The 21,146-nt window shown below is 40.1% G+C and carries 19 protein-coding genes; 3 read left to right on the top strand and 16 right to left on the bottom strand.

Translation table 11 applies throughout. The features are described 5' to 3' along the window. Positions 1 to 60: 60 nt before the first annotated feature. Together ACX9YW_RS15520 and ACX9YW_RS15515 are read right to left on the bottom strand one after the other, a co-directional pair. Positions 61 to 450: a hypothetical protein gene (locus ACX9YW_RS15520; RefSeq protein WP_460347992.1), complete on the bottom strand. Its 390-nt coding sequence runs from the start codon at positions 448 to 450 to the stop codon at positions 61 to 63. Positions 451 to 676: 226 nt separating this feature from the next. Beyond that, entirely contained in the window at positions 677 to 1,006 is a 330-nt protein-coding gene (locus tag ACX9YW_RS15515; RefSeq protein ID WP_460347990.1) for a hypothetical protein, read from the bottom strand. Positions 1,007 to 1,409: 403 nt separating this feature from the next. Here ACX9YW_RS15515 and ACX9YW_RS15510 point away from each other — a divergent pair, with 403 nt between their 5' ends. Continuing rightward, entirely contained in the window at positions 1,410 to 3,107 is a 1,698-nt protein-coding gene (locus ACX9YW_RS15510) for a M3 family oligoendopeptidase (protein WP_460347988.1), read from the top strand. Positions 3,108 to 3,180: 73 nt separating this feature from the next. On the opposite strand, the gene speG is transcribed toward ACX9YW_RS15510, so the two are convergent. The 6 genes from speG to ACX9YW_RS15480 form a co-directional block, all read right to left on the bottom strand. Next, positions 3,181 to 3,696 (bottom strand): spermidine N1-acetyltransferase, encoded by a 516-nt coding sequence (gene speG / locus ACX9YW_RS15505; RefSeq protein WP_460347986.1) that lies wholly within the window; start codon positions 3,694 to 3,696, stop codon positions 3,181 to 3,183. Positions 3,697 to 3,826: 130 nt separating this feature from the next. Then, complete coding sequence (locus ACX9YW_RS15500) at positions 3,827 to 5,749, bottom strand: FUSC family protein (RefSeq protein ID WP_460347984.1); 1,923 nt, start codon at positions 5,747 to 5,749, stop codon at positions 3,827 to 3,829. Between the two features lie 176 nt (positions 5,750 to 5,925). Next, positions 5,926 to 7,296 (bottom strand): 23S rRNA (uracil(1939)-C(5))-methyltransferase RlmD, encoded by a 1,371-nt coding sequence (rlmD, locus tag ACX9YW_RS15495; protein WP_460347982.1) that lies wholly within the window; start codon positions 7,294 to 7,296, stop codon positions 5,926 to 5,928. Positions 7,297 to 7,362: 66 nt separating this feature from the next. Next, positions 7,363 to 8,079: a polysaccharide deacetylase family protein gene (locus ACX9YW_RS15490; RefSeq protein WP_460347980.1), complete on the bottom strand. Its 717-nt coding sequence runs from the start codon at positions 8,077 to 8,079 to the stop codon at positions 7,363 to 7,365. 113 nt (positions 8,080 to 8,192) lie between these two features. Further along, entirely contained in the window at positions 8,193 to 9,104 is a 912-nt protein-coding gene (locus ACX9YW_RS15485; RefSeq protein WP_460347978.1) for a diacylglycerol kinase, read from the bottom strand. Positions 9,105 to 9,326: 222 nt separating this feature from the next. After that, positions 9,327 to 10,118, bottom strand: a complete 792-nt coding sequence (locus ACX9YW_RS15480; protein WP_460347976.1) for a class I SAM-dependent methyltransferase — start codon at positions 10,116 to 10,118, stop codon at positions 9,327 to 9,329. A gap of 246 nt (positions 10,119 to 10,364) precedes the next feature. Between ACX9YW_RS15480 and putP the strand changes: the two genes are divergently transcribed. Then, the gene (putP, locus tag ACX9YW_RS15475; protein ID WP_460347974.1) at positions 10,365 to 11,843 is read left to right on the top strand and encodes a sodium/proline symporter PutP; all 1,479 of its coding nucleotides are present in this window, start codon (positions 10,365 to 10,367) and stop codon (positions 11,841 to 11,843) included. 32 nt (positions 11,844 to 11,875) lie between these two features. Here putP and gatB read toward each other — a convergent pair whose 3' ends face one another. Genes gatB through gatC form a run of 3 tightly spaced genes read right to left on the bottom strand, consistent with a single transcriptional unit; the run spans position 11,876 to position 15,078 of the window. Beyond that, on the bottom strand, positions 11,876 to 13,303 hold the full coding sequence (gene gatB / locus ACX9YW_RS15470) for an Asp-tRNA(Asn)/Glu-tRNA(Gln) amidotransferase subunit GatB (protein WP_460347972.1): 1,428 nt from the start codon (positions 13,301 to 13,303) through the stop codon (positions 11,876 to 11,878). 12 nt (positions 13,304 to 13,315) lie between these two features. Next, positions 13,316 to 14,773 carry an Asp-tRNA(Asn)/Glu-tRNA(Gln) amidotransferase subunit GatA gene (gene gatA / locus ACX9YW_RS15465; protein WP_460347970.1) on the bottom strand — a complete coding sequence of 486 codons (1,458 nt, stop codon included), beginning with the start codon at positions 14,771 to 14,773 and terminating at the stop codon, positions 13,316 to 13,318. Between the two features lie 14 nt (positions 14,774 to 14,787). Then, positions 14,788 to 15,078 (bottom strand): Asp-tRNA(Asn)/Glu-tRNA(Gln) amidotransferase subunit GatC, encoded by a 291-nt coding sequence (gene gatC, locus ACX9YW_RS15460; protein WP_460347968.1) that lies wholly within the window; start codon positions 15,076 to 15,078, stop codon positions 14,788 to 14,790. Between the two features lie 215 nt (positions 15,079 to 15,293). On the opposite strand from gatC, the gene ACX9YW_RS15455 reads away from it, so the two are divergent. After that, complete coding sequence (locus ACX9YW_RS15455; protein WP_460347966.1) at positions 15,294 to 15,698, top strand: GNAT family N-acetyltransferase; 405 nt, start codon at positions 15,294 to 15,296, stop codon at positions 15,696 to 15,698. A 75-nt stretch (positions 15,699 to 15,773) separates the two neighbouring features. Here the strand turns inward: ACX9YW_RS15455 and ACX9YW_RS15450 are convergent, their stop codons facing one another. From ACX9YW_RS15450 to ACX9YW_RS15430, 5 genes are all read right to left on the bottom strand, one after another. Continuing rightward, entirely contained in the window at positions 15,774 to 16,229 is a 456-nt protein-coding gene (locus ACX9YW_RS15450; RefSeq protein ID WP_460348127.1) for a YueI family protein, read from the bottom strand. A gap of 128 nt (positions 16,230 to 16,357) precedes the next feature. Beyond that, positions 16,358 to 17,173 carry a GNAT family N-acetyltransferase gene (locus ACX9YW_RS15445; RefSeq protein ID WP_460347964.1) on the bottom strand — a complete coding sequence of 272 codons (816 nt, stop codon included), beginning with the start codon at positions 17,171 to 17,173 and terminating at the stop codon, positions 16,358 to 16,360. Positions 17,174 to 17,445: 272 nt separating this feature from the next. Beyond that, positions 17,446 to 18,714, bottom strand: a complete 1,269-nt coding sequence (gene aceA / locus ACX9YW_RS15440) for an isocitrate lyase (protein ID WP_460347962.1) — start codon at positions 18,712 to 18,714, stop codon at positions 17,446 to 17,448. A gap of 14 nt (positions 18,715 to 18,728) precedes the next feature. After that, complete coding sequence (gene aceB, locus ACX9YW_RS15435; protein WP_460347960.1) at positions 18,729 to 20,321, bottom strand: malate synthase A; 1,593 nt, start codon at positions 20,319 to 20,321, stop codon at positions 18,729 to 18,731. Positions 20,322 to 20,574: 253 nt separating this feature from the next. After that, on the bottom strand, positions 20,575 to 21,146 hold a 572-nt coding region (locus ACX9YW_RS15430; protein ID WP_460347958.1), incomplete at its 5' end, for an aldehyde dehydrogenase family protein.

Genomic DNA, 21,146 nt, shown 5'->3' with positions numbered 1-21,146 from the left:
TTATCTCCTAGTTTATATAATATTCTGAAAAATGGACACTTTCAAGTATTGACTAATTGGCTAACCTAAGATTTCTTCTACTTTTACCTTCATTACCTTATATCGCTCATTTAGTGCCTCTAGAATGGTATGATCTGCAGTAAAATGCCTAACGATATTCTGTATATCACGTCTATTGAACATGCCCTGTTCATGAATTTTATATCCTCTGCCATTGAGTTTATACCATATCATAAAACTCTCAGGTTTCCTCCCTTTCATCGGATAAGTTTGTACAAAATGAAGGACTGCTTCTTGGCAAGTACAATCTGGATTCATACAATAGGAATCAGCAACAATAAATAATTTTCCCATATAAGCAAAATGAAAATACTCGTCTGTTGAATCAGGAAACAGTTCAGAATAACAAACTGTCATCCGCTTTGAAATTTTTCTTAAAACGGCTTGCATGATAACACTCCTTTTTAATAACTTTAAATGCGATTAAACCGGCAATTTTCCCATCTATCCACATTAATAATTTAATTAAATGAATTTATTTAAGTAAGGAAATAATTATGAAAAAGCGACATGTTAGTAGGTTTAGAATGATGAAATCATAAGGGGAAATTGCAGTATGGGATGGCAATAAAATCAAAACAAGAAGAAAATCAACATCAAACTTCGATATAAAACTTCAAGCAAAACACACTCTTACAGTGCCCTCTTTTTGTGCGGTAGCTAAACAATTTTGTATAAAGTTCTGAATTTGTTTTTGATCCATTTCACTCCATTCATCTTTTGGCATTGAAACACCCTGATGGTAAAATTGCTTGTAACTATTCAAAGCCTTTTCAATTTGCTGAATAGTGAAGGTAGTACTTCGGCCAGATCCACTGACCCCGGCATGGTATTTGGTTGACTCGAATAAATGATATAAGATAATCGCATTTTGATTCCACATGGCAAATCGAGCATAAGCTATCTCTTCTCCCGCTTTATTGAAGCCGGATATATCGTGCCCCATTGATGGCCCTCCTTTAATAGAAGTATTAATAATAAACAATTGAGTTAATAACCATTGAAATCTTTATTGAAGGATTATCACTCCCTTCGAGTTTAGTTTTAATGTTGAAACTGTTTGTGAAATGATGAAAAAGAATGGGAGATTACAGTAGAAAAAGGGGTAGGTCTAATGATGTCTGTTTTATGAAGAGGGCTTACCCCTGCTACAAGGAAAATCATATCATAATTCATTTCTATTAATTTTAGTCTTTTCTAAATCTTTTCTACAGTTTTGTGAACACTATTTTTAGCTCTAAGAGCATCCGATGTTGATATTTTTTGAAAAAACTAGAAATAATAGCTAGAAATCTATAATATAAATATTGAGATAATTGAATCAATTCAAAAGGGAAGGTGAGTCATCTATGACACAAGATACAAGTCATCAATATTATAAAGAATTAATTGATTTAAAAGATGTAGAAGAGGTCGAAGCGCAAATTCAAAGTTTACTTGATGTTCCGATTGAATCCATTTCTGACCTAGAAAAGTGGTTAATAGATGAAATGAATTTAATGATGAAAATAAATGAGGCAATGACAGGTCACCAAGTTGACTTCTACCGTAATACAGAGGATGCTCTCATCAAGTCAACTTACCTTCACGATCAGCAAACCATCCAACCACTTTTAATGAAATATGAAGCAAAGTTGAACGAGAAATGCTGTGAGTCACCTTATTTTCATCAACTAGATGAAAACCGTTACGGCTTAATGCGACGCGTTCGCGAGTCCAAAGTGAAACTGTTTAGAGATGAAAATATCCCTTTATTTGTACAAGAACAAGAACTCAGTACGAAGTATAGTGAAATTATGGGGGGGCTAACAGTTGAATGGGAAGGGGAGGAAAAACCTTTTCCATTTATTGAAGCCCAACTCGATCATCCTGACAGAGCCGTGCGAGAAAAAGCGTATCGCGCCATGATGTCAACGCTTCGTCAAATTAAGCCCGATTTGGATACCATCATGGACGAACTCGTTCAACTACGCCATCAAATAGCTGTAAATGCAGGCTTTGAGAATTATCGTGATTATATATTTGTGGCCAAAAATCGTGAGTATAGCATTCAAGATTGCTATGATTTTCATAAAAATGTCGAGAAGTATATTATCCCTGCCTGGAATCGACTTGCAGCTGTTTTTAAGTCCAAGCTTGGTGTTGATACCTATCGCCCTTGGGATAACACCGCTAAACTCATGAAAAAACCACCATACTCCGAAGTGTCTACGCTTATGGATGGCGTTTCTGAGATGTTAGGTCAGACTGACCCCTATTTTGAAGACCGTTTTGATTATATGAGAGAGCATGGGTTACTAGATCTTGGCGATCGGAAAGGAAAAAGTCCAGGTGGTTTTTGTACCTCCTTACCTGTTTCAGGGGATACCTTTGTCTTCGCGAACTTTAGTCCATCCTTTTTCTCTTTAATCGCCTTAATTCATGAAATGGGCCATGCGGTGAATGGGTACCTACAGTTTTCCGAGCATGGGGCTATCGAAGAATACAAAATGCGTGCGGAAGTTGCAGAACTGTATTCTCATGGGATGGAATTGCTCTTATTGGATAAGTTGGATCGTTTTTATCCAGAAGAGGAAGATGTTAAGAGTGCACAGCGTGAAGAGTTGAGACGGGCATTTACCATGTTATACGGCCCATTGTCCGGGGACCTTTTCCAGCATTGGATGTATACGAATCCTAATCACACAGCCAAAGAGCGTGATGAAAAATTCTTTGAAATCTCAAAACGTTATGGATTAAACCCTGTCGATACATCTGGGTTTGAGAATGAAATTGGGATGAGTTGGGCTAACACCCTACATTATTTTCAGGTTCCGTTCTATCTGATTGAATACTCCATCTCGATGCTTGGTGCTCTACAATTACTTGATAATTACCAGAACAACCCAGAGCAAGCAATCGAATTCTTTAAAAAAGGGGCAAGTGCGGACTACAATCAATCCATCGCAGCTATCTATAAAGAAACTGGGGTCAGTTTTGATTTTTCAGAGCCAGCTGTTAAGCGAATGGGTGAATTCCTAGAAAAAGTCATTCAAGATATTCATTAAAAAGTCCTTATATCCCAAAGGTACAACTAGTGAGATTTCTAGTTGTACCTTTTGTTTTATGGCAAGGTCGTTTTTATGAATTCCTATCAAAATATTGGCGTTGAAACATACACATTCTAACGGCATTATGGTATTCACCGTCAACGAAAAACTCATCGATTAATTCCCCTTCAAACTGAAAACCGAGTTTTTTATAAATATGAATCGCCTTTTCATTAGACTTATCCACAATTAAATATAACTTATACATGTTTAATACAGAAAAAGCATAGTCCATTGCGAGATAAGTCGCCGCCTTTGCATATCCATGCCCTTGATGAATCGGATTAATAATAATTTGGAATTCAGCCCTACGATGAATATAATCAATCTCTACTAATTCAACCAACCCTACCATTTCAGTTCCTTTTTGTACGATAAATCTTCTTTCACCCTGATCATGGATATGTTTATCATATAAATCCTGCAATTCAACAAATGACTCATAAGGCTCCTCAAACCAATAGGACATGATGTTTGCATTAATATTTAACTTATGGACAAATCCTAAGTCATCTCTTTCTAAAGGCCTTAATTTTACATCGCTCATTACTTTTCCATCCTCCTAAGCCTGCATTTCATTGGTGATGTTCACATTATGATATAGTTTAATATCTCCTTCTTCACTTTGGTTATCAACGATTTAGCAGTAGGTATGGAAGTTGAATACGCCAGTAATGCTAATGATAGATTAAATTCTGCAACTTCACTAATTCCTTTGTTATAGTTGGATATCCTTCTAGTTCCGGAATTGTTTTTTGTGATGATGGACGTTTTAGACTAGCTGGGATTGCCATCATTTCACAAGCATAAAGCAATTGTGAAAGTACATGATCGGAAAGAAGCGGACGGATTTTCACTTTTGAACATTCCTCTAATAGATACGCTAAATGCTCCATTGAATAGACAATGGACCAATAATAATCCAAGGTTTCGCGATGTACCGGAATTTCACCTAAAGCTGTATTATACAATGTTTTTAAATTGGTCATATTAATTAGCATCTTTCTCAATTCCTTACTTCTTCTCGCATTAAAGTGTTTTTCCTGTTCAGAGAAAAGTACCATTAATAATTGTGCCTGACTTCGGATTGTTTTTTCAATAAAATGTGAAATACGGCTGGATGCAGACTTTCTGCCAATCAACCAAACACCGATTAAACCAATCACACCCCCGATCAATACATCGATTATTCTCGCTGAAGCAAAATAAGCAAAGCTAAAGCTGCCTGCCGCTGTACTTTCTGCCATCAAGAGAGCATTCGGAGTAAAAAACAGTGCTGCCAGACCATAATTTTTCACAATAAAAAGTTCTGTAATGAATGTCAATATTAGTATAAAAAAGGCAATTACATACCCGGATGGCTCCAGTGCAAGAATCAAACTGGCAATGATAATTCCAATGACCGTACCAATCGCTCGTTGAATGGCACGATGATGAGTTGCCACAAGAGTAGCACCGGACATAACAGCTACACAGGATAAAGGAACCCAATAAGAGCGTGCCAATTCTAGTTCAAAAGCAATTATTGCAGCAATAATAGTAATAAAACCAAAACGAGTTGCGGTGATAAAAACAATGGAGTTTTTATCAAAAGCCCCTCCAAATATTTCCTTTGTTGATAATTTGATTGGTTGAATGGCTTGATTAATTTTTGCAATTGGTTCATTCATGATCGCATCTGCATCATAAATTTTTGCAAATAACCGACTTACCTCTATATTTATTTCACTAGGCTGAAGAATCTTTTCATAAACACCCTTATTTTTCCTATTAAACGAATCAGCAAGTTCCCTTACTGACTGCCCTAACTCTTTTGGTAATTTATCTTGAGCATCTATAAAATACTCGTTTATGTACATAAAAATATTATTTGCATGTTGATTTAATAGAAACAACCGTTTAAATAAATCTGTTTCCCGCCATGGTATATATCCAGCGGCAATAGTTTCATCTGCCTCCCTTAATACTGACATCATATTATGTCTTGATTCACTAACATTGTTCGTACCTATAGAGTCAATAAATGTCGCCAACTCTATATAAACCCTTTTTACCATTCGTTCTTCTGGACCATGAGGGTCAAATAACCAACCAATCATGGCGATTACCCATGATAGACCCCCACCAAGAAAGACGAGAGCAGCCCGTATAGGAGCTTGTCCCAGGTCAACTGGCATTCCTGAAACCATTGCAAAAACTAAGACAAAAAAGATGGCAGAAGGCCCAGCAATTCGTAAAGATCCAAAAATAAAAATGACTGTGGCTCCAATCACCCCCATTAAAATAGCTACAGCTAGGTGGTAAGGAGCTGCAAACGTTCCTAATACAGTGACCAAAGACATTCCAATCACAACTGAAAATAACTTTTTAGCCCGCTGTGCATAGGGAATATCAAACACATACAAAAAAGTAAAGCCACCCAATCCGGCTATTAATCCATATTCCAGATTACCGAAGAGCAATCCGATCATAACAGGTAGACTTGCAGCTAATCCAGCAGAAAAGGCCTTTACCCATGGAAAAGGCTTCCTGTTTACCTTTAAAGCCTGTTTCAAAATAGATAAGGTTTCAGCGTTTTTATTTTTTTTACGTTCTCCCAAAATGAAATCACTTCTTTCTAAAGAAAAACCATAGACTGTTTATCTACATATCCTCTATTCTCCCACCTCTCTGTATCAAAATATACGTTTTATCGCCTAGTTTTCACCATTATTAAACGAGCAAAAATATTCCTATTTAAACAGGAAAAAGGACCGTATATTTGGCCCTTTTTAATTTATTTTATGATTATTTTTGCTACGCACTCCACATGTGTTGTATGCGGAAACATATCAACCGGCTGCACTTCTAGGGTCTGATATCCGCCTTCTTCAAGGATTCGTAAATCCCTGGCAAGGGTTGCCGGGTTACAGGAAACATATACGACTTTTTTCGGCTTCATTTTTATAATGGTTTGAAGAAGTGCTTCATCACAGCCTTTTCGCGGTGGGTCGACGACCAATACATCCGCTTTATTCCCTTCCTGATACCATTTGGGAATGATGAACTCGGCCTCTCCAACTGCAAAGTCTGCGTTCGTAATCTGGTTTAGTTCCGCGTTTCGTTTCGCATCTTCAATTGCCTCGGGGACAACCTCTACTCCAAAAACCTTTTTTGCCTTTTGAGCTAAGAATAAGGAAATCGTACCAATCCCACAATAAGCATCAATCACTGACTCTTCACCCGTAAGACCAGCATACTCGAGTGCCTTGTCGTAAAGAACTTTGGTTTGTACTGGATTCACTTGATAGAACGACAACGCAGAGATGGCAAACTTGATATCACCGATGTAGTCATAAATCACTTCATTACCCCAAAGCACTTTTGTTTTTTCCCCAAGGATAACATTGGTTCGCTTCGAATTGATATTATGGATGATTGATTTTACCTTTGGGAGTCTTTTCACAATTCCTTCAATCAGTTGATTTATGTTTGGAATATCTGCTGTTCTCGTTATGATGACCACCATCAACTCACCTGTTTGTTTACCATAGCGGGCCATAATATGGCGAAGAACTCCTTTATGGGATTCTTCATCGTAGGCAGGGATCTTTAAGTCATGGCATAATTCCTTCACTACTTGAACTGTTTCATTAATTTCTGGAATCTGAATAAGGCTTTCATCCGTATCGACAATTTCATGGCTTCGGGGCTTAAAAAAACCTGCAATTAGTTTGCCGTCCTTTTCACCGACTGGAACCTGTGTTTTATTTCGATAGTACCAGGGATTGTCCATTCCTAAAATCGGATGAATCTTGACATTGGTCAATTTTCCAATTCGATTCAGGACTTGGCGAACTTGGTTTTCCTTGAACTTTAATTGTCCCCCATAGGTGATATGCTCAAGCTGGCAGCCACCATATTTATTAGCGTCATTACTAAGAATTTCAACTCGATATGGACTTTTCTCATATAATTCCATTAAGCGGCCAATACCATAGCCCTTATTCACCTTGATAACCTTTACTTTTGCTCTTTCGCCAGGCAACCCGTTTGGCACGAAGATTGGGTAGCCGTCTACCTTAGCGACTCCTGCTCCGTCATGGGTCAAATCCTCGAACACCACATCTATATAATCATTTTTTTGTACTGGTAACGTTTGGCTCATTTTGTACTTCCTTTTTTGTTTTTTGATACCATGAATTCTACCATATTTAAAGTTGAAATCGAAATTCTACTTTGTTTCAGTTTGCAATAATTCAGTAACCGTTTTAAACTGATAACCTTTTTCTCTTAAACCCGTTATAATCCCTTCTATTGATTCTAATGATTCTCTTCGAGAGTCATACCAGATATGAAGTAAAATAATCGAGCCAGGCTTTGTATTAGAAATCACATATTTAATAATTTTATCGGAGTCTCTAGCAATATTAGAATAGGATTCAGGTTCAACATCTGCTAAAATCGTCTTCATTTGGCGTTGTTTTAGTTGGTAGGGTAGAATGAATAGTTTTTTGAAATAAGGTGGCCTGAATGTGATGGGACCTTGATAACCTGCAGCTTGTATTTGCTTATTCGTCTGATCCAACTCCTCTTTCACAAATGCGGGAGATTTTAAAACCATTCTCTGATGTGTATAGGAGTGGTTGCCAATTTCATGTCCCGCTTCAACGATCTTTACTGTTTCTGCTGAATATTTTTTCATTTGTTCCCCTATTAAATAAAACGTTGCTTTTACATCATTATCCTTAAGAATTTTCAATATCTCATCAGTCTTTTCATTTGGACCATCATCAAAAGTTAACGCTACAACCTTCTCATCCGTCTCAACATCCTGAACTAACCCACCAAAAAATTGAAAACTGCGAGAATTTATCAGCTTCCAAATACCCCCACCTAAAACACCCAAACATAAAACAGTCACTAACATCACGATAAAAAATCTCTTCATAAAAATCCTCCCTCCTTACACTTTAGCGCTTTAAAGCATGTGGGGACTGTCCCCACATGCTTTAAAGCGCTAAAGTAAGGCTCGTTCCCTAGTGGAACGAGCCTTTGATTTTTTTATGGTCTGTCTTCCGGTCGGATTTTGTTCATTGGGACGAAGACTTCTAGGTGCCGGTATAGGTTTTCGAATTCTGCTGGTAGCAGGCCTCCAAATTCTCCGTCTAGGTTTAATTGGACTTTTTCATTTGATGTGACCTTGATTCGGTTAGCTTGAGTGTAGATGACGTTTTCATCGTAGATATGGTCGCCACGGACGGCCAAGGTTGCAATTCGGATGAAATCGGCTAGGTTTGTCTTTTTTAAGATGAGTAAAGAAAACATTCCGTCGTTTATCGATGAATTCGGAGCTAGTTTCTCAAAGCCACCGACTGAATTGGTCAGTCCGACTAAGAATAGCATCGCTTCCCCTTCAAACAATTTGCCGTCATACTCAATTTTGAAATCCGTTGCTCGAATGGATGGTAGCATCTCCATTCCTTTTAAATAATAAGCTAGTTGCCCTAACATCGTTTTCAGTTTACTTGGTACTTCGTATGTAAGCTCTGTGATGCGGCCGCCACCGGCGATATTAATAAAGTACTTCTCGTTTATTCTTCCAATATCTACAGGTATCGTGTCACCATTTACAATAATGTCCGCTGCTGCTTCGATATCCCTTGGAATATGAAGAGCTCGGGCAAAATCGTTAGTTGTTCCGACTGGAATAATTCCTAGCTTCGGTCGATATTCTTGTTCGGCTAATCCATTGACGACTTCGTTAATCGTGCCGTCTCCGCCTGCAGCTACAACTAGGTCATAGCGACGTTCAACTGCAATTCGGGCAGCCTTAGTTGCGTCCCCAGCACCTGTTGTCGCATGACAGGATGTCTCATAGCCTGCCATTTCGAGTTTTTGTAGCACTTCTGACAAGTTTTTTTTAAAAATCTCACGCCCGGATGTTGGATTATATATGATTCTTGCACGTTTCATACTGATCAACTTCCTATTTTCATAATAGTTTCTGATTAATAAAGATATTCCCATAACATTCCAAACTCTATTTTACCCTAAAGCTGCAGTAACAACAATTTTTATCCTACCCTTTTAAACCCATAAATAACAGTATAACCACAATCACCAATATTAAAAGATACTTTAGCGCTTTACAGGATGTGGGGACAGTCCCCACATCCTTTAAAGCGCTAAAGTATTTTATTTGTTTAGGATGGTGATGGTGCAGGTGTGTGGGACGGTGTGTGTGGTGTTGCTGCCGAATTGTTCTTTGAGTGATTCTAGTAATTCGTTTAGGGCGATTTTGCGGTCTTTTTGGCTCATGTCGGTCATCCATGATAAGGATGCGACCCGGTCCACCCATTCTTCATTGGTGAAGTCTACGGAGTAATGAATTTTGTAAAAATCACGAAGTTCAAATTCGTGTTGGCGCCATTCTTCAAACCATTCTACGGGAAAGCCATTAATTCTCTGCTTGGAAATAGCTTTTGAACCTGCTGGTCTTATTCCACCAGAAATAAATTGATGGATAATTGAAATGGTGTGGACAACAACGGCTGATTCCATTGTAAACCCTGAGTCCATCACGAGTAGCTTTCCTCTTGGTTTAAGAATTCGATTTATTTCTTGAATGGCTCCTTCGCTGTTGAACCAGTGCCATGCACGAAAAACGGTAACAATGTCGTAAAAATTGGATGAAAGTCCTGTACTCTCTGCAGTACCTATTCGATACTCAATCGGAAGATACTCCATTTTACTTATTTCTAATGCCTTTTCAACTAGCTCAGAAGATGGATCCAATCCAACTACCTTTCCATTTCGGATTTTTATTTTCCTTGTTAATGCACCAGTACCACAACCAATATCTACAACTTCTTTTCCTTGAAAAGAAACATTGCGAAGCTCTAAACTATCAAAAAGCTGATAAGGTATATCATTACGAGAACGAGCATAACTATCGGCCACTGTTCCAAAATTAACACTGTTCATCATTCCACCGCCCTATTATTTAAAAATTCTAAATATAAACTATCATACCATTATTAATTTATGTAATTCTATCATGACTATAATTTCTTTAAAGTGATTAAGCTTTAGGACATTATACTCAAAATACAATTTTCAGAAATAATTATCAAAATTAACAATATTTATACATTGTGACGAAATAGTGACAAATGTTAGAATATTTTCAGAAATATAATTATTGTTCATTATTTTCTAAAAGGAGGAAAAGTCATGACGAATGATATCTACCAAATGATTTCGATTGGTATTTATATGGTCGGAATGCTGCTAATCGGTTGGTATGCCTATCGAAAAACAAGCAATCTTACTGATTACATGCTTGGCGGACGTTCATTAGGTCCTGCTGTTACCGCCTTAAGCGCTGGTGCCGCCGATATGAGCGGTTGGCTGCTGATGGGTTTACCAGGTGGCATCTACGTAACCGGGTTAGCTGATGCATGGATTGCCATAGGATTAACCATCGGAGCCTATCTTAACTGGCTTTTTGTTGCTCCACGCTTACGTACTTACACTCAAGTAGCGAATGATTCCATCACGATCCCCAGTTATTTAGAAAATCGTTTTAAAGACAATACTAAGTTGTTACGAATAGTTTCCGGTATTGTTATTCTTATCTTCTTTACGTTCTATATTTCTTCCGGAATGGTCGCAGGAGCAGTATTTTTTGAGAGTTCCTTTCATTTTAATTATCATACCGGATTATTACTCCTTTCCACAGTAGTTATAGCCTATACATTATTTGGAGGATTCCTAGCAGTAAGTTATACAGACTTCATTCAAGGATTAATGATGCTATTAGCCCTTTTGGCTGTTCCAATAATTGGATTCTTCAAGACTGGTGGACCGACAGAAACATTTGAGACAATTCGAATGATTGATCCTACCTTACTTGATTTCTTTAAGGGAACAACCGTTATTGGAATTATTTCTGCATTGGCTTGGGGGCTCGGCTATTTCGGTCAGCCGCATATCATTGTCCGCTTTATGGCGATCACCTCAGTAAAAGAAACCAAAAGCGCACGTCGCATCGGAATGGGCTGGATGATTTTCTCTTTAGTCGGAACGATCTTTACAGCATTTGTAGGTCTTGCCTACTTTAAGCAACAGAATCTTACTCTTAAAAATCCTGAAGCCGTCTTTATTGAGCTTGGCCAGATTTTCTTCCACCCGCTTGTGGCTGGATTTATTTTAGCAGCAGTTCTTGCGGCAATTATGAGCACGATTTCGTCCCAGCTCATCGTAACGTCAAGTGCTTTAGTAGAGGACTTATATAAAGTACTTGCCAAAAAGGATGCCAAAGATAAACAGCTCGTATTCCTCGGTCGAATGGCTGTTTTAGGGGTATCACTTGTTGCAGGCTACTTAGCTTGGGAGCAAAACGACACCATCTTAGGCCTTGTGGCATACGCGTGGGCTGGATTCGGAGCAGCTTTTGGACCCGTCATTATTTTAAGTCTATTCTGGAAAAAGATGACGAATTGGGGGGCTATTACTGGTATGATCGTGGGGGCTGCCACCGTTATTATTTGGTCAAAAGTCGGTCTTGGTGACACCCTTTATGAAATAGTCCCAGGTTTTATTGCCAACCTAATGATCTCCATTATCGTTAGCTTAATTACCTATAAAAAGAACGATGTCATTGAAAAGGAATTTGATGAGGCCGTAAAACTACTAAAGAACGAATCATAATAAAAGGATGGTGCCTGGCACCATCCTCTTTTTTAGCGTTTTTGAATTTCTGCTAGCAATAGCTGATTAACCATTTGGGGGTTAGCTTGGCCCTTGGTCACTTTCATGATTTGCCCAACTAGGAATCCTGTTGCTTTACTTTTACCTGCTTTGAAATCCTCGATGGACTGCGGATTGGCGTCTAAAATTTCACCGATTACCTTTAATAAGGTACTCTCATCGGAAATTTGGACGAGTCCCTTGGCTTTAACGATTTGTTCGGCATTGCCACCGTTTTCGATGAGTTCCTTGAACACAACCTTGGCAATTTTAGAAGAAATTGTTCCGTTTTCAATTAACTTTAACAGCCCGGCTAGGCCTTCAGGAGTAAGCGCGATTTCATGAAGTTCCTTTTGCTCGGCATTTAAATAGGCCGAAACATCTCCCATCAACCAGTTGGAGGCTTGCTTTGGGTCGGCTCCTGCAGCAACGGTTGCTTCAAAATAGTCCGCCATCTCTCGGGTGATCGTTAACACATTGGCATCATAGGCTGGTAGCCCCCACTCTGTGATATAACGATTTTTACGTGCATCCGGAAGTTCTGGAATTTCTGCACGGACACGAGCCTTCCATTCCTCATCAATATAAAGATCGGTCAGGTCCGGTTCAGGAAAATAACGATAATCGTCTGAACCTTCTTTGACACGCATAAGAATGGTTGAACCAGTTGCTTCGTCGTAACGACGGGTTTCCTGTCCAATTGTACCACCTGCAAGTATCACTTCTCGTTGACGCTTTTCTTCGTATTCAAGACCTCTGCGCACAAAGTTAAAAGAGTTTAAGTTTTTTAATTCCGTTTTTGTTCCGAATTCCTTCTGTCCAACTGGACGAATCGAGATGTTGGCGTCACAACGGAGCGAGCCCTCTTCCATTTTGCAGTCAGAAACGCCGGTATATTGGATGATGGATTTTAATTTTTCCAAGTAGGCATAGGCCTCGTTCGGAGTACGGATATCTGGCTCGGAAACGATTTCTACTAATGGGGTTCCTTGGCGGTTAATATCGACCAGTGAATAGCCCTTTTCATGGTTCAGTTTGCCGGCGTCCTCTTCCATATGAATCCTGGTGATGCCGATTTTTTTCTTATAACCATCAACTTCGATTTCAATCCAGCCATGTTCACCAATCGGCTTATCAAACTGCGAAATTTGGTAGGCCTTTGGGTTGTCTGGGTAAAAATAATTTTTTCGATCAAATTTTGTATGGGAAGCAACTTCACAGTTAAGCGCCAGTGCCGCTTTCATTGCATAATCAACGACTTTCTTATTTAAAACCGGAAGCACACCTGGATAGCCAAGGTCAATCACACTTGTATTCGTATTGGGATCGGCCCCAAAATGGTTTGGGCTTGCCGAAAAGATTTTCGATTCTGTCTTTAATTCGACATGGACTTCTAATCCAATCACTGTTTCAAATTCCATTTATCTCACCCCTTACAACGCTGGTTTTTGTTTATGATAATCGGTCACTTGTTCAAAAACATGAGCGACCCGGTAGATCGTGCTTTCGTCAAAGTGCTTACCGATAATTTGCAGACCTAATGGCAGACCATTAGTGAAACCGCATGGTATCGAAATCGCAGGCACACCTGCAAGGTTAACCGGAATGGTTAAAATATCATTAGCATACATCGTTAACGGGTCACTTGTTTTTTCACCAATTTTAAAAGCTGGAGTTGGCGTTGTTGGACCAATAATGACGTCATAATTGGCAAAAACATTCTCAAAGTCCTTCTTAATTAAGGTGCGAACTTGCTGGGCCTTTTTATAATAGGCATCGTAATAACCTGAGCTAAGAGCAAACGTTCCAAGCATAATTCTCCTCTTGACTTCATCACCGAATCCTTCTGCACGTGTTTTCTTGTATAAATCAATTAGATTTTCTGCGTTTGGCGTGCGATACCCGTAGCGAACTCCATCAAAACGGGCAAGATTTGCCGACGCTTCCGATGATGATAGCAAATAATAAGTGGCTAGTGCATACTTGGAATGCGGCAGGCTAACTTCTTCCCATGTCGCCCCTTGCGCTTCTAAAACTTTCAACGCATCTAGCACCGATTTCTTTACTTCTGGTTGAATACCTTCACCAATATATTCCTTTGGCACAGCGATTTTTAGCCCTTTAATATCGCCGGTTAACGACTGAACATAGCTTGGGACGTCGACATTGGCGGAAGTTGAGTCCATTGGGTCAACTCCAGCAATCGCTTCGAGAAGGTACGCATTGTCCTCAACTGTACGGGTAATTGGCCCGATTTGGTCAAGCGATGATGCAAAGGCAATCAGACCGAAACGAGAAATGCGCCCATAAGTTGGCTTCATCCCGACAACTCCACAAAATGCCGCAGGTTGTCGAATCGAACCCCCTGTATCGGAGCCAAGTGAGAAAAGGACTTCGCCGGCGGCAACAGCAGCCGCAGATCCACCTGAAGAACCACCTGGGACCGTCTCTAGATTCCATGGGTTTCGTGTTTTCTGGTAGCCAGAATTTTCCGTTGATGAACCCATCGCGAATTCATCCATATTAAGCTTACCGATTGTTATTGTTTTAGCTGCATTCAAACGTTCTACTACTGTCGCGTTATAAATAGGGTCAAAATTCTCAAGTATTTTACTGCCGCTTGTCGTGCGGATGCCTTTTGTGACGATATTATCCTTTAGACCGATTGGCATTCCGAAGAGCTGACCTTTTAGGTCATCAGTTCCTAGTTTTTTGTCCAGTGTTTTAGCAGTTTGTCTTGCTTGCTCTTCATTAAGTGTGAGAAAGGCTTGTACCTGGTGCTCGACTTCGCTGATTCTTTTAAAGGATTCATCGACTAGATCACTGGCACTTATTTCTTTCTTATGTAAAAGCTGATGAAGCTCGGCCATTTTTTGATCAAACAAACTCATTTTTTGTCCCCTCCTTACTCTAAGATAGATGGCACTTTAAATTGGCCATTCTGATGCTCAGGAGCATTTTTTAATACTTCCTCACGCGGTACTCCTTGTTCAGCCTTATCTTCACGCAAAACATTTTTGATGTCTAACACATGTGAAGTTGGCTCAACACCATCCGTGTTTAATTCATTTAGTTGTTCCGCAAATGTAATAATTGCATCTAGTTGATTTGTAAAGATCTCAACTTCTTCCTCTGAAATGGCTAAGCGTGCCAAATGAGCCACATGCTTAACCTCATCCTGCGAAATTCTCGACATAACCGTCACCTCACGAACTCATAATATTTAACAAATAATATCAAACCTTCTCCACCAAAAGCAACGAAAAACAACGAAAAAGGGGGCTCCTTTAGCGCTTTAAAGGATGTGGGGACAGTCCCCGCACGCTTTAAAGCGCTAATGCGCCATTGCAGGTGTTAGATATTTCCATTATACTATTTCTATTAATCTAGTTATTTTTAGGGGGATTTATCATGATTTATCAGGTTTCGGTTGAGGGTGTTTCGGCTGATATGTTGGAGGGGTTTTTTGTAGGTTGGCCAAATCCACCCGCACCGGAGACACATTTGAAGTTGCTACAAAACAGCTATAAGGTGGTCCTTGCCATTGATGAGGATGCCAATCAAGTTGTAGGGTTTATTACCGCGATAAGTGATGGTGTACTATCAGCCTATATACCTTTACTTGAGGTACTGCCTGAGTACCAAAATAGAGGAATTGGCAAGGAGCTTGTTGAAAGAATGCTTCAGGAGCTAAATGGACTTTATATGATTGACTTATTATGCGATGAAGAGCTTCAGCCTTATTATGAAAAATGTCATATGATTAAGGCTCATGGGATGTTTAAGAGAAATTTTGATAGACAATCTGGAAGATAAGCTCTCCTTTCATAGCCACAAAAATGCAGAGATCCTTAGGGATCCCTGCGTTTGTTTCTGTATATCCACCCCTGATTAAAACAACTTCTTCAACTTTGAAAGTATACCACCTTTCTTGGCTTTTTGGGGTTCCCATTTCACCTGCGAATTTTGTCCATTTTTAATAAAAATCTCTTCTTTATCAACCGCGTAATCATATGCTACAACCAGACCGATATCCGTTTCGACATCCTGATTATTGACCATTGTAAAGGTCATACCAACCTTTCCAGCCATTTTGATATAGCTTGATAGGGCAGGATACTCCATTTGGCCATTCAAATACATATGCGCTTTCGGATTTTCCTTTAAAATTTTTTCAAGCTGTTTGTCAACGTCATTCCCTCTAACTTGCGCCTGTGTTAGGGCTACCACAATTCGTTCGCGTAATGTTCCAAGGAATCTTTTTCTTTCCTCGGGCTTAATCTCCTTTGGTCCGTAAATGCCTTGTTGTAAATATTCATCTACATTTTCTCGTTTCAAACTGCACACCCCCAATTAATTCTACTCATATTTATGATTCTTTAGCAACATTCGTGAAACTAGCGAAGGTTAATTGCCATTATGAAAACTGGGCATAGAATAGAAAAAGCTTGGAACGATTCCCGTTCCAAGCTTTTTTAATGTTTTTCATAATAATCCTGTGAATGATATGCCTTAAAACCACATGATTCATAGAGCCTTAAAGCATTTGCATTCTTTGCTTCCACTTCTAAAAAAATGGGATAACCATTTTGATGCTGTTCCAGTACAACATTGGTCAAAGCCTTTCGACCAATTCCCTTCCCTTGATACCCTGGCAGAACGGCAAAACCAAAAATCCATGCTTCTCCATTTAGATGGGAGAGACGCATTTTCCCAACCGACTTCCCATCCCAGTCGATAATATAGTGATCGTCAACCAAGCGAATTTGATCATTATATTCGCGGGCATCTGTCTCCTCAAAACCAAAGCACTGCACTTCTAGTTGGACCTCTAATTCCAAGTCCTCTGGAGTCGCCAGTCTTAAGTGAACATCCTCTTGTTTCGATAATGGCTTGGCTTCCCATTTCATTTGATGTTCGGAGAACGCATATTCACATGGAATCGTTTGTAAAAACCCTTTGGCGGTTTCCGATGTCGTCGGGGCATTTAAAAGAACTTTCTTGTATTGACGCTCTGCTATTAGTTTTTCGGCTTCATGGAAAAGCTGGGTAAATATCCCGCGCCGGCGATAATCGGGATGGACCATCCCGCATAATTCCACCTTGTTGCCAAAGCCATAAAGTCCAAGAAAACCCACTAATTTGTCATTTTCATAATGAAAAAAATCATGAATTTCGTTTTCTGGACGCGTTTCAAGCATGTCCCAGTTTAATTTCAACTCAAATGGCTCGCCAGCCTCACAAATTTTTTGTAATTCTTTAATATGGACTAGTTGTTTACTTGTTAACAAGTGTTTTCCTCCCAAAGTAGCAAGCTATCTTTACTTTATTCGTGTTTTTTGGGGTAAATTCATGCTGGTTTGAATGCATGGATTAATTATCGAACCTTTTTCGAAGTTTATCGGACCTTTTTAGCCATATATCGAACCGAAACAAATTTATATCGAACCAATTCCCCAATATATCGAACTTTATCACAAAATCGCCACATTTACCTACACCTAGTTTAATAATAAATAACAGGCCGATTCCTCCAGTCGAACGGGGAATCGACCTCATTCCTCTAAAACTGCGCTTCCTCCGTAGACCCCTTCAACGCCGTCGTTGAAGACGTTCCACCCGTTATCACCATTGATACTTGGTCAAAGTAGCCAGTTCCAACCTCACGCTGGTGCCTCGTAGCCGTATAGCCATTCGCTTCACTAGCAAATTCGGATTCCTGCAACTCCGAATAGGCGGCCATTCCGCGCTCTTTATAGCCGCGAGCCAACTCAAACATGCTGTGGTTTAACGCATGGAACCCAGCCAATGTAACAAACTGGAACTTGTAGCCCATCTTTCCAAGCTCCTCTTGGAAATTAGCAATTGTCTCATCGTCCAATTTTTTCTTCCAGTTAAACGATGGTGAGCAGTTATAGGCTAGTAGTTTGCCAGGGAATTTTTCATGAATTGCTTCGGCAAAGCGTCTAGCTTCCTCTAGGTCTGGTTCGGACGTCTCACACCAAACTAAATCAGCATATGGGGCATAAGCAAGTCCTCGAGAGATCGCTTGGTCAAGCCCCGCCTTCACCCGGAAAAATCCCTCCGGAGTCCGTTCCCCCGTAATAAACGGCGCATCATAAACATCCACATCACTTGTAATTAAATCAGCCGCATTCGCATCTGTCCGGGCAACAATTAAGGTCGGTACACCCATTACGTCGGCAGCCAACCGTGCCGCAATTAAGTTACGGACTGCCGTTTGAGTTGGTAGTAAAACTTTCCCGCCTAAGTGACCACATTTTTTTTCAGAGGAAAGTTGATCTTCAAAATGAACCGCCGCTGCACCTGCTTCAATCATTGCCTTCATTAACTCAAATACATTCAACTGACCGCCAAATCCCGCTTCAGCATCAGCCACGATTGGCGCAAACCAGTCAATGGAATTGTCCCCTTCTGAATGGTGAATTTGATCAGCGCGTTGTAAAGCTTGGTTAATTTTCTTTACTACATTCGGAACGCTATTGGCCGGGTACAAACTTTGGTCTGGATACATGTGCCCAGCCAGATTCGCATCGGCAGCCACTTGCCAACCGCTAAGATAAATAGCCTTAAGTCCAGCCTTAACCTGCTGCACCGCCTGATTCCCCGTTAAGGCTCCCAACGCATTCACATAGTTTTCCTCATTGACTAGTTTCCAAAGCTTTTCTGCACCACGACGTGCTAGCGTGAACTCAATATCAACAGTGCCGCGAAGTCTAATTACGTCTTCCGCACTATAGGGTCTAACGACTCCATTCCAACGTGAATCTAACTCCCAGTTTTCTTGTAGTTTTTGTACGCGATTCGTCATTATCCAATTCCTCCTTATAAAATCTCGTAACCAGGCAAGGTTAAAAATTCAATAAATTCATCCTCTAAAATTAAGCGGTCAAACAGCTTTATCGCTTCGTCAAATCGGCCATTCTCGAAAGCAGTCTCGCCCATTTCTAATTTGATTTTTTCAAGCTCTTCATCTTTTATTTGTTGATACATTTCCATTGTTACTTTCCGACCATCATCAAGAATGCCCTTTGGATGACGAATCCATTGCCAAACTTGTGCTCGCGAAATTTCCGCTGTCGCTGCATCCTCCATTAAATGATTAATTGGCGCTGCTCCTCGGCCGCTTAACCATGATGCCACATATTGAATTCCGACATTTATATTGATCCGAACTCCAGCCTCGGTAATCGTCCCGCTGGGAACCTCTAGCAGTTGTTCTTCCGTAATCTCTAATTCTTCTAATCTTTTGGTTGTAATTTGGTTTGGCGTCGGCATCTCCCGGTCAAAAACTTCCATCGCAACCTTTACAAGTCCCGGGTGGGCAACCCATGTCCCATCATGACCATCACGAGCCTCTCGCTCTTTGTCAGCACGAACTTTGGCAAAAGCTTCTTCATTTGCTTGCAGGTCATAGCGTACCGGAATTTGCGCAGCCATTCCGCCAATCGCTGGTGCGTTCCTACGATGACAGGTTTGAATCGTCAATAATGAATAATTTCGCATAAATGGAACCGTCATTGTTACCTGAGAACGGTCTGGTAAAATCACCTTCTCCAGTTGACATAATTTTTTCAAATAGCTAAAAATGTAATCCCAGCGACCGCAATTTAATCCAGCAGAATGTTCCTTTAGTTCATACAGAATTTCATTGATTTCGAAGGCTGCCATAATCGTTTCCAGTAAGACAGTTGCTTTAATCGTCCCTTGCGGTAAACCTAACACATCTTGTGCAAACACAAATATATCATTCCAAAGCCGTGCTTCTAAATGGCTTTCAAGCTTCGGTAGGTAAAAATACGGCCCGCTCCCTTGGGCAACTAACTTGGTAGCATTATGGAAAAAATACAAGCCAAAGTCGAGAAAACTCCCTGAGATTGGTTTCCCTTCTAGGAGTAAATGTTTTTCTTCTAAGTGGAGCCCGCGAGGTCTAACCATTAAGACAGCCGTCTGCTCATTTAACACATATTTTTTTCCGTTCGGATTTTCGAAAGAAATGGTCCCATCTACTGCGTCCCTTAAATTAATTTGACCATCCACGACATTCTCCCAAGTTGGCGATGTCGCATCCTCGCAATCTGCCATAAACACCTTTGCTCCCGAATTTAAGGCATTGATAATCAATTTTCGGTCGGTTGGGCCGGTAATTTCCACCCGGCGATCTAGTAAATCATGAGGTAGGGGGGCAATCGTCCAATCTCCATTTCTTATATTCTCTGTTTCTGTTAAAAATTGAGGCAGTACACCGTTATTGATTTCTAATTGCCGTTTCCTTCTGTTCTGTAACAGTTCCAATCTTCTGTTTCCAAACTTTCTTTCTAATTGTTCCACAAATAGTAATGCCTCGTCGGTAAGAATCTCTGCATATTGCGGTTTCATCTTACCAATCACCACAATCCCCGTCGTCTGAGTGGACATTTAATCCGTCACTCCTTTAATATCGTAGTGTATTATAATACAATATAATCGAATAATGTATTATATAACAGCGTAATCAAAAACGGTACATAAATAGCGGGAAAGCCCTTGCCTTTTTTCTCGACAATAACTGACAGAACTCTAAAACATCTCTCACTTTAGCGCTTTAACGTTGTAAACAAAGAGGGGACAGTCCCCTAGCGCTTTAAAGCACTAAAGGGACTGTCCCCTCTTTCCTTGTATCATCTAACTATTAAAACATTTCTGATGTTGTTTTGGCTTGCATGTGTAGTAGCAAGTAGTCTGGGCCGCCTGCTTTGGAGTCGGTTCCGGACATGTTGAAGCCGCCGAATGGTTGGTAACCAACGATGGCTCCTGTACAGCCACGGTTGAAATAAAGGTTACCGACATGGAAATCTTCACGCGCTTGTTCAATCTTCGCACGATTGCGAGTGAGAACAGCACCTGTTAAGCCGTATTCCGTGTTGTTTGCGATTTCAAGTGCATGGTCGAAGTCACGAGCTTTACTAATACCCACAACTGGTCCAAAGATTTCTTCTTGCATAATACGCGCTTTTGGGTCAAGATCAGCGAACACCGTTGGTTCGATGAAATAACCTGTTGAGCTATCGCCATTACCACCAGCTACTAAACGGCCTTCGCCTTTACCAATTTCAATGTATTCCATAATTTTGTTGAATGCACTTTGGTCGATTACTGGTCCCATGAATGTTTCTTGAAGTTCAGGGTTGCCATATTTCTTTTCTTTTGTAAGTTCCTCGACGCGGCTCAATACTTGATCATACACGTCTTCTACGATAACCG

This window comes from Pseudoneobacillus rhizolycopersici (genome assembly GCF_054786815.1).
The sequence above is the reverse complement of the archived record's forward strand: the minus strand, read 5'-3'. Positions and strand labels throughout refer to the sequence as shown.

Excerpts from the sequence above, each read along its gene's own strand:
- ACX9YW_RS15515 (WP_460347990.1), bottom strand. The coding sequence starts at position 1,006 with ATGGGGCACGATATATCCGGCTTCAATAAAGCGGGAGAAGAGATAGCT.
- gatA (WP_460347970.1), bottom strand. The coding sequence starts at position 14,773 with ATGAGTTTGTTTGATCAAAAAATGGCCGAGCTTCATCAGCTTTTACAT.
- ACX9YW_RS15490 (WP_460347980.1), bottom strand. The coding sequence starts at position 8,079 with ATGAAGAGATTTTTTATCGTGATGTTAGTGACTGTTTTATGTTTGGGT.
- ACX9YW_RS15520 (WP_460347992.1), bottom strand. The coding sequence starts at position 450 with ATGCAAGCCGTTTTAAGAAAAATTTCAAAGCGGATGACAGTTTGTTAT.
- ACX9YW_RS15510 (WP_460347988.1), top strand. The coding sequence starts at position 1,410 with ATGACACAAGATACAAGTCATCAATATTATAAAGAATTAATTGATTTA.
- gatB (WP_460347972.1), bottom strand. The coding sequence starts at position 13,303 with ATGGAATTTGAAACAGTGATTGGATTAGAAGTCCATGTCGAATTAAAG.
- ACX9YW_RS15455 (WP_460347966.1), top strand. The coding sequence starts at position 15,294 with ATGATTTATCAGGTTTCGGTTGAGGGTGTTTCGGCTGATATGTTGGAG.
- ACX9YW_RS15480 (WP_460347976.1), bottom strand. The coding sequence starts at position 10,118 with ATGATGAACAGTGTTAATTTTGGAACAGTGGCCGATAGTTATGCTCGT.
- putP (WP_460347974.1), top strand. The coding sequence starts at position 10,365 with ATGACGAATGATATCTACCAAATGATTTCGATTGGTATTTATATGGTC.
- gatC (WP_460347968.1), bottom strand. The coding sequence starts at position 15,078 with ATGTCGAGAATTTCGCAGGATGAGGTTAAGCATGTGGCTCATTTGGCA.
- speG (WP_460347986.1), bottom strand. The coding sequence starts at position 3,696 with ATGAGCGATGTAAAATTAAGGCCTTTAGAAAGAGATGACTTAGGATTT.
- rlmD (WP_460347982.1), bottom strand. The coding sequence starts at position 7,296 with ATGAGCCAAACGTTACCAGTACAAAAAAATGATTATATAGATGTGGTG.
- ACX9YW_RS15485 (WP_460347978.1), bottom strand. The coding sequence starts at position 9,104 with ATGAAACGTGCAAGAATCATATATAATCCAACATCCGGGCGTGAGATT.
- aceA (WP_460347962.1), bottom strand. The coding sequence starts at position 18,714 with ATGACGAATCGCGTACAAAAACTACAAGAAAACTGGGAGTTAGATTCA.
- aceB (WP_460347960.1), bottom strand. The coding sequence starts at position 20,321 with ATGTCCACTCAGACGACGGGGATTGTGGTGATTGGTAAGATGAAACCG.